Here is a 12,671-nt window from a genome sequence, read left to right on the forward strand (position 1 = left end):
CACCAGAACATGCCTACCGAGAGGAATTACCCGGCGATGGAGCTTGGAAGCCTGAAGTTTCGCGTATCCCGGGAAGAGTTCGCAGATTCAGTTGCATGGGTTGCCCGTAGCCTCCCCTCGAGGCCGCCGGTTCCCGTTCTCGGTGGCGTTCTTCTCGATGCAACCGAACAGGGACTCACGGTCTCCGGCTTCGACTACGAGGTATCCGCTCAGGTTCGCGTTTCCGCAGATGTCACCACTGTCGGTCAGGTCCTGGTTTCCGGTCGCCTCCTTGCCGACATCACCAAGTCCTTGCCCAACAAGCCTGTCGATGTCACCCTCGAGGGCACTCGCGTTCTGATCTCGTGCGGAAGTGCAAAGTTCTCCCTGCCGACGATGCCGGTCGAGGACTACCCGCAGCTTCCGACGCTTCCGCAGCAATCGGGTTCCATCCCGGTAGATCTGTTCTCCGAAGCGATCAGTCAGGTTGCCATCGCAGCCGGTAAAGATGACACCCTGCCGATGTTGACCGGTATTCGCGTCGAGATCGCCCAGAATTCCATTGTTCTGGCTGCGACCGACCGTTTCCGTCTTGCTGTCCGTGAGCTCGAATGGATGCCGGCAAACCCCGATGTCGAGGCTGCGGTTCTCATCCCGGCAAAGACCCTGTCCGAATCCGCGAAAACGCTTGCCGGAAACGCAAGTTCACCGGTCGAGCTGGCTCTCGGTTCAGGCTCGAGCATCGGCAACGACGGCCTCCTCGGTATCGTCAACGACGGTCGTCGCACAACGACTCGCCTCCTCGATGCCGAATTCCCGAAGTTCCGCCAGCTTCTGCCGGCGCAGCACACCGCCATGGCAACCGTCGAGGTTGTTCCGCTGATCGAAGCCATCAAGCGTGTAGCTCTCGTGGCAGAGCGTGGCGCTCAGGTGCGTTTGCAGTTCTCTTCCGAGGGACTGCTGCTCTCCGCTGGTGGCGACGACGCCGGCCGCGCTGAGGAAACTCTCAACGCAACGTTCCAGGGTGAGCCGTTGACCATTGCGTTCAACCCCGGATACCTCACGGATGGACTGAACTCGCTGCACAGCGAGAACGTCCTGTTCGGCTTCACGACGCCCAGCCGTCCCGCAGTTCTGCGTCCGGCTACCGACGAAGATCCGACACCGGACGAGTCGGGTAACTTCGCTGCGCCCTCGAGCGAATACACCTACCTGCTGATGCCGGTTCGACTTCCAGGCTGATAATCGCTGTTGGGCGGCATGAGTGTTCGTTCGTAGATTCTCGTTGCGGGACTTCCGTTCGTGGGATTCCCTGACACTCGATCTGGTACCGGGAACCACTGTGTTCCTCGGTTCCAACGGGCACGGTAAAACCAACATCCTCGAGTCGCTCGGCTACTTGTCGACGCTGTCCTCTCATCGGGTTTCTTCTGATGCCCCGATGATTCGCAACGGTTCCGCTAGCGCTTTTGCCGGTGCAACGGTGGTCAATTCCGGTCGTGAACTCACCATCGACGTCGAGCTGATCGAGGGAAAGTCCAACCGCGCCAGGATAAATCAGTCGCCGGCGCGGCGTCCCCGCGAAGTACTCGGCATCCTTCAGTCCGTGATGTTTGCGCCGGAGGATCTGTCGTTGGTTCGCGGTGATCCTGGTGACCGCCGGCGATATCTCGACGAACTGTTGACGTTCCGCATCCCTCGAATGGCCGCTGTACGTGCGGATTACGACAAGGTGTTACGTCAACGCTCAGCGCTGCTGAAAACGGCGGGCGGGGCACTACGACGCGGTTCCGGTAGCGGCGAGAATGTTCTCTCCACCCTCGAGGTGTGGGACGGGCATTTGGCGGCGCACGGCGCACAATTATTGGCCGGACGCCTCGAGTTGGTTCACGATCTCGCTCCGCACCTTGCCGAGTCGTATCGCTCGATAGCGCCGGAATCGAGGCCCGCGTCGATGCGATACCGCAGCAGCCTCGGAACGTCCTTGGATCCTGAATTCACCGATCCCACAAGGATTCCCGGAATCGACGACGTCGCGTACCTCGAGGAGCGTTTCCATCACGAACTGTCGGTGATGCGAACCAAGGAAATTGATCGGGGTGTATGTCTGGTCGGTCCGCACCGTGACGACCTCGAGTTGATTCTCGGGGACAGCCCCGCAAAGGGTTTTGCCAGTCATGGGGAATCGTGGTCGTTTGCGTTGTCGCTGCGGCTCGCGGGGTTTGCGTTGCTGCGAACAGAAGGCAGTGACCCCGTATTGCTGCTCGACGACGTTTTTGCGGAATTGGATCGGCGCCGTCGCCGTGCGTTGGCTGCGGTCGCCGCCACCGCTGAACAGGTCATTGTCACCGCCGCAGTTCCGGAGGACGTTCCGGACGAACTCGAGGCAGCCAAGTTCGGCGTCGAAGCATCGGAAACACCCGAAGGTCGTATTTCACGGATAGTCTCGAAAGACTGGTCTGCGACGACGGACTTGTCCGAAGGGGTCGAGAATCGTGACTGACGAAAAAGAGCCCGAACTTCGGGGTATCGATTTGGCGCGCCGAGCCCTCGAGGAGGCCCGCGCTGCGGCTAAGGCCAACGGCAAAGCTGTCGGCCAGGGCCGGTCGTCGCCCAAGTTCGGTAGCGGTAGGCCGCGTCGACGTGGAGGTTGGTCCGGCCCGGGCCCCGATGCCCGCGATCCACAACCGTTCGGTGCATTGACCAGCGCGGTATCCAAATCCCGCGGCTGGTCCCCGAGAGTGTCCGAAGGGACGGTTCTCGGCCGGTGGCCGCAGGTTGTCGGTGAAGACATCTCGGCGCACGCCGAGCCCATTTCCCTTCGTGAAGGGGTTCTGAGCATCTCGGCGGAGTCGACGGCCTGGGCGACTCAGTTGCGGATGATGCAGTCCCAGATTCTGGCGAAAATCGCAGTTGCTGTGGGTGACGGCGTCGTGAAGACACTACGAATTACAGGACCGAGCGCACCCAGTTGGCGTAAAGGCGAAAGGCACGTCAAAGGCCGCGGACCTCGCGATACGTATGGCTGAGTAGGGCCTGGTTGTACCTATTACTTCATGTTACAGTTACTCCCGTTACTGGGTGAACTGTGTCACAGAGCATGAAGGGGTAGTCAGATGCCGAGCAAGGTACATGCCGAGCCTGATCACATCTTGTTGCAGGCACGCAATGTCGAATTCGACTGGTCCGACCTGCCGATGCACTGGATTCCGGGTGACCCGTTCAGTACTCACGTACTCAACGTGCTGCATCTGCTGCTCCCGGCCGGTGAAGAGTGGTTTGTCGAAACGTTCAAGGAAGCACTCCCTCTCATCGAGGACGAGAAACTTCGTGACGACGTTGTCGGCTTCATCGGCCAGGAAGCCATGCACGCCGGTGCTCACACCGGTGTGCTGGTCCATCTGAAAGAAAACGGACTTGATCCGACGCCGTACACGCAGCAGATGGAATGGGCTTTCTCGAAACTGCTCGGACCCCGTCCCCTGACAGGCTTGCGAGCCGAGAATCACCTGGTCGAGCGTCTTGCGATCATCGCAGCCATCGAACACATCACAGCGTTTCTCGGTGACTGGGTTCTCAACGCCGACGGTCTGGATCGGGCCGGTATGCACCCGACGATGCTCGACCTGCTTCGTTGGCACGGAGCCGAGGAAGTCGAACACCGCTCCGTCGCGTACGACGTGATGCGCTACTTCGACAAGCGTGAAACCCGCCGTATCCGCACTCAGATCATGGTCACGCCCGTCATCGTGTGGTTGTGGATCCGCGGAACCCGATTCCTGATGCGCAACGATCCCGAACTTGCCAACCAGGCGCCGAGTCGGCGTCGCCCGCACTTGTCGGATTTTGTGGCAGCCGGCAAGCGCGGCACCGTCCCCACCAGTTTCGAACTGGTCAAGCGGATGTCGACGTACTTCTCCAAGTCGTATCACCCCGGCAAAGAAGGTTCGACGGCTCAGGCAGTGAAGTACCTGGCATCCTCGCCGGCCGCGCAGGCGGCGGCACGGTGATTCCGTCGATCGCCAGGATCAAGGACGTCCTGATCGGGCACGACGGTCTTCCGCGGCATCCGGCGCCGCCAGATCTCGCGGGCCGCGCTCGCCCCGATCGGGCTATGCGGATCACAGAGTTGTTGGCGGACAAGTACCTTCGCGTTCTGACGGCCTATGACTACAACCCGAAGATCGCCGGTCACAACCCGGATACCGCGCTGAACATGGTGGTCAGTACCCGTGAAGTGGTGGCGACAGACGAGAATGTTGTCCGCCTGCGCTTCGAGTCTGCAGACCGCTCGCCGCTTCCCCCGTGGCAGCCCGGCTCTCATCTGGATTTTCATTTGCCTTCCGGTTTGCGTCGACAGTATTCGCTCTGCGGTGACCCCGCTGATCGCTGGGGATATACCGTCGCTGTGCGCCGAATTCCCGATGGAGGTGGTGGTTCGGTCGAAATGCATGCACTGCAACCAGGCGAGCACGTGACAGTTCGTGGTCCGCGCAACGGGTTTCCCTTTGTCGGTGAAGGTAGTGCGCTCTTCATTGCCGGTGGTATCGGAATCACACCGATCATCGCAATGGTCAGGGCTGCAAGGGAATTGGGAATGGACTGGCACTTCGTGTACTCGGGCCGCTCCCGCGAGTCCATGCCGTTCCTCGAGGAGATCGCTACCTGGGAACCGGAACGAGTATTCGTGCGGCCTGACGATGAATTCGGATTACCCACTGCCACAGATCTTCTGGAGAAGGCTCCGGAAGGTGGAGCCGTGTATTGCTGTGGCCCGACACTCATGCTCGACGCAGTGCGCACGAGTTTTCGTGAAACCTCCTCCACGGCTTTGCATTTCGAAAGATTTGGAGCTCCGCCGGTAGTTGGCGGGGTCCCGTTTGAAGTTCAATTGGTCAGCTCCGGTGAAGTGTTGACCGTGAATGCCGACCAGTCGGCACTCGACGTTGTCCGGAAAACCCTGCCCGGTGTCGGCTACTCGTGCCAGCAAGGCTTCTGCGGGACCTGCCGGGTGAAGGTCCTCGCCGGCACTCCGGATCACCGCGAAAACCGACTGACCGATGCCGAACGCGAAAACGAGATGCTGATTTGTGTGTCGCGTTCCGACGGCGGACGACTGGTACTCGATCTCTAGTTCTACTCACCTACGAAGGGTCTGCAGATGACCAAGCACGCGCCTCTCCATGCCGTAACTGCACGCAGCGTCATCGACGGTGCCGTCAGCCTTGCCGTATTCGAGCAGGGCCCGGTGGACGGTGAGACGATCGTCCTCGTTCACGGGTGGCCGGACACTCACGAATTGTGGAACCGCGTCGCGGCGCTGCTGGCCGACAATTTCCGTGTTGTCACCTACGACAGCCGTGGGGCCGGCGAGAGCACGATCCCGTCGCGAGTCCAGGACTACCAACTCAGTGCGATGGCCGGTGATCTGTTTGCCGTGATCGACGCCGTCAGTCCGAACGAGCCGGTTCACGTCGTTGCTCATGACTGGGGATCCGTCGAAACCTGGGAGGCCGTCTGCGAGCCGGGCGCCGAGGAAAAGATCGCATCCTTCAGTTCCATATCGGGACCGAATCTCGACCATCTCGGTAAATGGATCCGTTCCAGTGCGTCCAAGCGGCGGTTCCGCGGGCCGGCCGCGCAAGCTGTGGCGTCGGCGTACACGGTGCTGTTTCAGATTCCAGGTCTGTGCACGGTGCCGTTGCGGCTGTGGTTTTCCAAGCACTGGCCGGCGTTTCTGGGATTTTTCGACGGTCTCGACCCGAAATCGGTGGTGACCGCGCCGACAATTGCCGACGACATGGTTAACGGTCTCAAGTTGTACCGAGCAAATATTCGGCCTGCTCTGGGCAAACCGCGTGAACGGTACACGGACGTGCCCGTTCAGTTGATCCTGAACAAGTACGACAAGGCAGTTCGCCCGGTGGGCTTCGAAGATACGGAAAAATGGGTCTCCGACCTGCGGCGAACCGAAATTGCGGCCGGTCACTGGTCGCCGATTTCACACGCCGGCGAGGTTGCCGAACATGCGCAGGCCTTTATTGCGAGCCTGAGAGAGCGTCGCCAGGAGAAGCAAACGTCCTAGCGATTCACCCTCCCAGGACCAAAATAATTCGCCTGTGGCGCAGCCAGGGGTGTCATTGGGCGGTTCCTGTCGGTGCTTACCAGTAAGATGGTCTCCGGTAACTAGCGGCAACATTCTCGAACCCGCTCCGACGACACCCGCAAGGGCTTGCTGACGGCTGCGCTCGAGTATTGACGGAGAAGGAGAGCTACCAACCCGTGGCTGCCCAGAAGTCAGATACAAGCACTTCCAGCAAGGACTACAACGCGTCGTCCATCACAGTCCTCGAAGGACTGGAAGCGGTACGTAAGCGCCCAGGCATGTACATCGGTTCCACCGGTGAGCGCGGCCTGCACCACCTGATTTGGGAGGTCGTCGACAACTCTGTCGACGAGGCGATGGCCGGACACGCCACCAAGGTCGAGGTCACCCTCCTCGAAGACGGCGGAATTCGCGTCGTCGACGACGGTCGTGGCATCCCGGTCGGAATGCACGCGTCCGGAGTTCCCACCGTCGAGGTCGTGCTGACTCAGCTGCACGCCGGTGGCAAGTTCGACTCCGATTCCTATGCAGTCTCCGGTGGTCTGCACGGTGTGGGCATCTCGGTGGTCAACGCGCTCTCCACCAGGCTCGACGTCGACATCAAGGTCGACGGCTACGAGTGGCATCAGACGTACACGGACTCCAAGCCCGGCGAGCTCATTCAAGGTCCCGCCACCAAGGAGACCGGAACCACGGTCAGCTTCTGGGCGGATCCCGAGATCTTCGAGACCACGCGATACAACTTCGAGACCGTTGCGCGTCGCCTGCAGGAAATGGCTTTCCTCAACAAAGGTCTGACGATCACGCTCACCGACGAGCGCGCCGAGGTCATCGATGTCGACGAGGAATCGATCGACGTCGCGGAGGCACCCAAGTCGGCAGCCGAGACGCAGGAAGCGGCTGCTGCCGCTCCGCGCAAGGCCAAGACCCGCGTCTACCACTACCCGGGTGGACTCGAGGACTACGTCCGTCACATCAACAAGTCCAAGAGCCCCATCCACAACTCGGTGGTCGGATTCACGGCCAAGGGCACGGGCCACGAGCTCGAGGTAGCAATGCAGTGGAACTCCGGCTACTCGGAGTCCGTGCACACCTTCGCCAACACCATCAACACGCATGAGGGTGGAACGCACGAAGAGGGCTTCCGCGCGGCGCTCACCACGGTCGTCAACAAGTACGCCCGTGACAAGAAGCTGCTCAAGGAAAAAGAGCAGAACCTCAACGGTGACGACATCCGTGAGGGTCTCGCAGCCATCGTGTCGGTCAAGGTCGGTGAGCCGCAGTTCGAGGGCCAGACCAAGACCAAGCTCGGCAACACCGAGGTCAAGTCCTTTGTGCAGAAGGCGTGCAACGAGCATCTTCAGCACTGGCTAGAGGCCAATCCCGCTGACGCCAAGACCATCGTGAACAAGGCGGTCTCGTCGGCGCAGGCCCGTATCGCTGCCCGTAAGGCCCGCGAATTGGTTCGTCGTAAGAGCGCTACCGATCTCGGTGGCCTGCCAGGCAAGCTTGCGGACTGCCGCTCCAACGATCCGGAGAAGTCCGAGATCTACATCGTGGAGGGCGACTCGGCAGGTGGCTCGGCCAAGTCCGGCCGCGACTCGATGTACCAGGCAATTCTGCCGCTGCGCGGCAAGATCCTCAACGTCGAGAAGGCCCGTCTTGACCGCGCGTTGAAGAACACCGAAATCCAGTCGATGATCACCGCCTTCGGCACCGGCATCCACGACGAGTTCGATATCGCGAAGCTGCGCTATCACAAGATCGTGCTCATGGCCGACGCCGACGTCGACGGTCAGCACATCGCGACGCTGCTGCTCACGCTGCTGTTCCGCTTCATGCGCCCGCTGGTCGAGCACGGTCACGTCTACCTGGCCCAGCCGCCGCTGTACAAGCTGAAGTGGCAGCGCAGCGAGCCGGAATTCGCGTACTCCGATCGTGAGCGCGACGTCTTGGTGAAGGCTGGTCTCGAATCCGGCAAGAAGATCAACAAGGACGACGGCATCCAGCGTTACAAAGGCCTTGGCGAGATGAACGCCAAGGAACTGTGGGAAACCACGATGGACCCGACGGTGCGCGTTCTGCGCTTGGTGACGTTGGACGATGCCGCTGCCGCCGACGAACTGTTCAGCGTGTTGATGGGTGAGGACGTCGAGGCCCGGCGCAGCTTCATCATCCGCAATGCCAGGGATGTCCGTTTCCTCGACGTGTAGGGCCTACGGCCCTGTGCGCCTTTCCGGTAGCTCCGACAACCACAAAGGCGCACAAGGGGCTCGCCCCCATCTTCTTCTTAAGAAAGTGAACTCATGACCGACACCACGTTGCCACCGGACGGACCGCAGCACGACCGCATCGAACCGGTCGACATCCAGCAGGAAATGCAGAGCAGCTACATCGACTACGCCATGAGCGTCATCGTCGGTCGCGCTCTGCCGGATGTGCGCGACGGCCTCAAGCCCGTGCACCGCCGCGTGCTGTACGCGATGTACGACACCGGCAATCGCCCCGATCGCGGATATGTGAAGTCTGCCCGTCCGGTCGCCGAGACCATGGGTAACTACCACCCCCACGGCGACTCCTCGATCTACGACACCCTGGTCCGTATGGCCCAGCCGTGGTCGCTGCGGTACCCCCTCGTCGACGGTCAGGGCAACTTCGGTTCCCGTGGCAACGACGGCGCCGCCGCCATGCGTTACACGGAGTGCCGTCTCACGCCGCTCGCCATGGAGATGCTGCGTGAAATCGACCACGACACAGTCGATTTCACACCGAACTACGACGGTAAGACGCAGGAACCGACGGTTCTCCCCAGCCGCGTTCCGAACCTGCTGATCAACGGCTCCAACGGTATTGCCGTCGGTATGGCCACCAACATTCCGCCGCACAACCTGCGTGAAGTTGCCGAAGCCATCTACTGGGCACTCGAGAACTACGAAGCCGACGAGGAATCCACTCTCGCTGCCGTCATGGAGCGGGTCAAGGGACCGGACTTCCCGACGCACGGCCTCATCGTGGGCGGCCAGGGTATTCAGGACGCCTACACCACCGGTCGCGGCTCCGTCCGTATGCGCGGTGTGGTCGAGGTTGAAGAAGATGCCAAGGGCCGCACCACAATTGTCATCACCGAGCTGCCCTACCAGGTCAACCCGGACAACCTGATCACCTCCATCGCGGATCAGGTTCGTGACGCCAAGATCGCCGGCATCTCCGATATTCACGACGAGTCTTCCGACCGCGTCGGCATGCGCATCGTTGTCACCGTCAAGCGTGACGCCGTTGCCAAGGTTGTGTTGAACAACCTGTACAAGCACACCCAGCTGCAGACCAGCTTCGGCTGCAACATGCTCTCCATCGTCGACGGTGTGCCGCGCACCCTGCGCCTCGACCAGATGATCCGTCTGTACACGACGCATCAGCTCGAGGTCATCGTCCGTCGCACCCAGTACCTGCTCCGCAAGGCCGAAGAGCGCGCTCACATCTTGCGTGGTCTGGTCAAGGCTCTCGACGCTTTGGACGAGGTCATCGCCTTGATCCGTGCGTCGCAGACCGTCGACGTCGCCCGCGCCGGATTGATGAACCTCCTCGACGTCGACGAGATTCAGGCCGACGCGATCCTCGCGATGCAGCTGCGACGTCTGGCCGCCCTCGAGCGTCAGAAGATCGTCGACGAATTGGCCGAAATCGAAATCGAAATCGCCGATTACAAGGACATTCTGGCCAAGCCTGAGCGTCAGCGCGCGATCGTTCGTGACGAGCTCAAGGAAATTGTCGACAAGTACGGCGACGACCGTCGTACTCGCATCATCGCCGCCGACGGCGACGTCAACGACGAAGACCTCATCGCCCGTGAGGACGTTGTTGTCACGATCACCGAGACCGGCTACGCCAAGCGCACCAAGACCGACCTGTACCGCTCGCAGAAGCGCGGCGGCAAGGGCGTTCAGGGTGCCGGCCTCAAGCAGGACGACATCGTCTCGCACTTCTTCGTCAGCTCGACGCACGACTGGCTGCTGTTCTTCACCACGAAGGGCCGCGTCTACCGCGCCAAGGCATACGAACTGCCCGAGGCCAGCCGCACCGCTCGAGGTCAGCATGTCGCCAACCTGCTGGCCTTCCAGCCGGACGAGCGCATCCAGTCCGTCATCCAGATCAAGACGTACGACGACGCGCCTTACCTGGTACTTGCCACCCGCAACGGTCTGGTCAAGAAGTCCAAGCTCACGGACTTCGACTCCAACCGCAGCGGCGGCATCGTTGCCATCAACCTGCGCGGCGACGACGAATTGGTCGGAGCTGTTCTGTGCTCCGCCGACGACGATCTGCTTCTCGTCTCGGCACAGGGCCAGTCGATCCGTTTCTCGGCCACCGACGAAGCACTACGGCCCATGGGTCGCGCAACGTCCGGTGTCCAGGGCATGCGCTTCAACGGCGAGGACGAGCTGCTCTCGCTCAACGTCGTCCGTGAAGGCAAGTTCCTGCTGGTCGCCACTTCCGGTGGTTACTCCAAGCGAACCGGCATGGAGGACTACCCGGTCCAGGGTCGCGGCGGCAAGGGCGTACTCACCATTCAGTACGACAAGAAACGTGGCACTCTGGTCGGAGCGCTCATCGTCGACGACGACGACGAGCTGTACGCGATCACCTCGGGCGGCGGCGTCATCAGGACAGCTGCCAAGCAGGTTCGTAAGGCCGGACGCCAGACCAAGGGCGTGCGTCTGATGAACCTCGGCGAAGGCGACACCTTGCTCGCAATTGCGCGCAACGCCGACGAACCCGAAGAGATCGCTGCCGCAAACACCGACAGTGCAGACAATGCCGATGGAGCTAAGGAGTCCTAGTGAGCACTCCCAACCAGCCGGGCAGTGACCAGAAGAGCACGAGCACTTCCGGTTCGACGCCCCCAAAGCCGGAGCAGCCAGCTGCTCCGGCGGGTGCAGGGGGCTCGCAGTCTCCCGTTGAGGCTTCGAAACCTCCGGCCGCTGGTAAGCCAAGCGGCTCTGCCGCCGATTCCAAGGCTGTGGCCGACAAGTCGGCACAGCCTGCGGCTGGGAAGAGTTCACCGGCTGCTCCCGCTGCCCCGAAGGCACCTGACGCGCCTGCACCGGCTAATCAGGCACGGGGTAATCAGGCGCCGCCGTGGCAGCGTGGTCAGCAGCAGTCAGGTCCGCAGCAGCCTGTTACGCAGCAGGCAGGGGCACAGCAGCCTGTTTCTCAGCAGCCTGGGGTGCAGCAGCGCGAACCCCAGACCAACATCACCCGTCCGGCTGCGCCGCGACCTGATGTTCGGAAGGGGCCTGCACCTGCTGCCGGGAAACCGCCGGTCGGTCCGCCGAACCAGCGGCCAACAGGTCCTGGATCTCCGTCGCAGCCGCCGGCTCGGCCGGTGGTCACGGGAACGGCTGCTCCGAAGGTCACGAACAACGCGGCCATGAACAACGCGGTCGACAACAAGACCGTCGCGAACAAGACCGTCGCGAACAAGACCGTCGCCGACAAGACTGTGGCAAATAAGACGGTTGCGAATAAGACGGTTGCCCCGCCGAAGGGGCCCAACGCACCGGCCGGAAATGCTCCGGCTGGTCCCCGGGCCAAGGCTGCGGCGATCGACGGTCCGACTCGGCATATCAGCCGTAAGGATCTGCCGAAGGACATGCCGGACCTCTCCGAGGCGAAGCATCCCCTGCCGCAGGCGGCCGTTGGTGACAAAAATCACGTCGCTGCCGTTGCGGCTGCGTCCGGCGGGGGGCCTTTACGGGCGACGGTGCAGATCCGTCGTATCGATCCGTGGTCCACGCTCAAGATCACTTCTGTGATCTCGGTTTCACTTTTCTTCGTGTGGATGGTGGCTGTCGGTCTTCTGTACGTCGTTTTGGACGGCATGGGCGTCTGGGACCGCCTGAACAACGCTTTTACGGACATCGTGTCCGATGGCGGATCCGACGGACTGGTGACAGCGGGGCAAGTCTTCGGCTATTCCGCAGTGATCGGTTTGGCGAACATGGTGTTGTTCACCGCGCTCGTCACGATCGGATCGTTCATCTACAACCTCTGCAGTGACTTGGTTGGCGGCGTCGAGGTAACTCTCGCAGACCGCGACTGACCTGCATAAACGTTGCCCCACCGGACCCGTTTTGGTGTTAGCGGGCCGGTGGGGTAATCTTTGAAACCGGTTCAGGGGCCTATAGCTCAGGTGGTTAGAGCGCTTTACTGATAATGAAGAGGTCGGAGGTTCAAGTCCTCCTAGGCCCACTCCTTGTGCCGAAGAAGGGTTGCTGGAATGAAGGTTTTCCTGCTTGTCGGGGCTAGCATTCTGGTGTCTCTCGTAGTCACCAAGTTGATCAAAAGTCAGCGCGGAGACAAGGTTTGGCACGATTTGGAAACAAGCTAGAACATAGGTACTCTGACTCCGGTCGGAAAACCGAACGGGGCCTTAGCTCAGTTGGTAGAGCGCTGCCTTTGCAAGGCAGATGTCAGGAGTTCGAATCTCCTAGGCTCCACAGTAAGAAAACACCCTCCCGGGAAACTGGGAGGGTGTTTTTGTATGTGCGCACCCAGATCGTGAGAATTAGCATGCCGACTGGGCGGT

At 61.2% G+C, this 12,671-nt stretch carries 9 protein-coding genes and 2 tRNA genes; all 11 read left to right on the forward strand.

Translation table 11 applies throughout. From position 1 onward, the window contains the following. The first annotated feature begins 36 nt into the window (after positions 1–36). The 11 genes from dnaN to R4P64_RS03565 all read left to right on the forward strand — a co-directional run bounded on the left by dnaN (position 37) and on the right by R4P64_RS03565 (position 12,582). Positions 37–1,221 carry a DNA polymerase III subunit beta gene (gene dnaN / locus R4P64_RS03515; RefSeq protein WP_033235307.1) on the forward strand — a complete coding sequence of 395 codons (1,185 nt, stop codon included), beginning with the start codon at positions 37–39 and terminating at the stop codon, positions 1,219–1,221. A 22-nt stretch (positions 1,222–1,243) separates the two neighbouring features. Continuing rightward, positions 1,244–2,482, forward strand: coding sequence for a DNA replication/repair protein RecF (gene recF, locus R4P64_RS03520; protein WP_045066067.1), 1,239 nt, complete (start codon positions 1,244–1,246; stop codon positions 2,480–2,482). Then, entirely contained in the window at positions 2,475–3,008 is a 534-nt protein-coding gene (locus R4P64_RS03525) for a DUF721 family protein (protein ID WP_033235309.1), read from the forward strand. Before recF ends, R4P64_RS03525 begins: the two co-directional genes overlap by 8 nt. Positions 3,009–3,095: 87 nt before the next feature. Continuing rightward, the gene (locus R4P64_RS03530; RefSeq protein ID WP_045066069.1) at positions 3,096–3,989 is read left to right on the forward strand and encodes a metal-dependent hydrolase; all 894 of its coding nucleotides are present in this window, start codon (positions 3,096–3,098) and stop codon (positions 3,987–3,989) included. A gap of 104 nt (positions 3,990–4,093) precedes the next feature. Further along, entirely contained in the window at positions 4,094–5,113 is a 1,020-nt protein-coding gene (locus tag R4P64_RS03535) for a PDR/VanB family oxidoreductase (protein ID WP_394855597.1), read from the forward strand. Between the two features lie 27 nt (positions 5,114–5,140). Then, complete coding sequence (locus R4P64_RS03540; RefSeq protein ID WP_317819299.1) at positions 5,141–6,064, forward strand: alpha/beta fold hydrolase; 924 nt, start codon at positions 5,141–5,143, stop codon at positions 6,062–6,064. Between the two features lie 197 nt (positions 6,065–6,261). Further along, positions 6,262–8,298, forward strand: coding sequence for a DNA topoisomerase (ATP-hydrolyzing) subunit B (gene gyrB / locus R4P64_RS03545; protein ID WP_033235312.1), 2,037 nt, complete (start codon positions 6,262–6,264; stop codon positions 8,296–8,298). Positions 8,299–8,391: 93 nt separating this feature from the next. Continuing rightward, positions 8,392–10,923, forward strand: coding sequence for a DNA gyrase subunit A (gyrA, locus tag R4P64_RS03550; RefSeq protein ID WP_033235313.1), 2,532 nt, complete (start codon positions 8,392–8,394; stop codon positions 10,921–10,923). Then, entirely contained in the window at positions 10,923–12,185 is a 1,263-nt protein-coding gene (locus tag R4P64_RS03555; protein WP_317819300.1) for a DUF3566 domain-containing protein, read from the forward strand. The genes gyrA and R4P64_RS03555 overlap by 1 nt, the downstream gene beginning before the upstream one ends. Positions 12,186–12,260: 75 nt before the next feature. Then, a tRNA-Ile gene (locus R4P64_RS03560) sits at positions 12,261–12,334 on the forward strand. 175 nt (positions 12,335–12,509) lie between these two features. Beyond that, positions 12,510–12,582, forward strand: a tRNA-Ala gene (locus R4P64_RS03565). The last annotated feature ends 89 nt before the right edge of the window (positions 12,583–12,671 follow it).

This window comes from Rhodococcus sp. IEGM 1366, assembly GCF_033142425.1.
In the GTDB taxonomy this organism is placed as follows: Bacteria; Actinomycetota; Actinomycetes; order Mycobacteriales; family Mycobacteriaceae; genus Rhodococcus_F; species Rhodococcus_F globerula.

Excerpts from the sequence above, each read along its gene's own strand:
- dnaN (WP_033235307.1), top strand. The coding sequence starts at position 37 with ATGGAGCTTGGAAGCCTGAAGTTTCGCGTATCCCGGGAAGAGTTCGCA.
- R4P64_RS03530 (WP_045066069.1), top strand. The coding sequence starts at position 3,096 with ATGCCGAGCAAGGTACATGCCGAGCCTGATCACATCTTGTTGCAGGCA.
- R4P64_RS03535 (WP_394855597.1), top strand. The coding sequence starts at position 4,094 with ATGCGGATCACAGAGTTGTTGGCGGACAAGTACCTTCGCGTTCTGACG.
- R4P64_RS03540 (WP_317819299.1), top strand. The coding sequence starts at position 5,141 with ATGACCAAGCACGCGCCTCTCCATGCCGTAACTGCACGCAGCGTCATC.
- gyrA (WP_033235313.1), top strand. The coding sequence starts at position 8,392 with ATGACCGACACCACGTTGCCACCGGACGGACCGCAGCACGACCGCATC.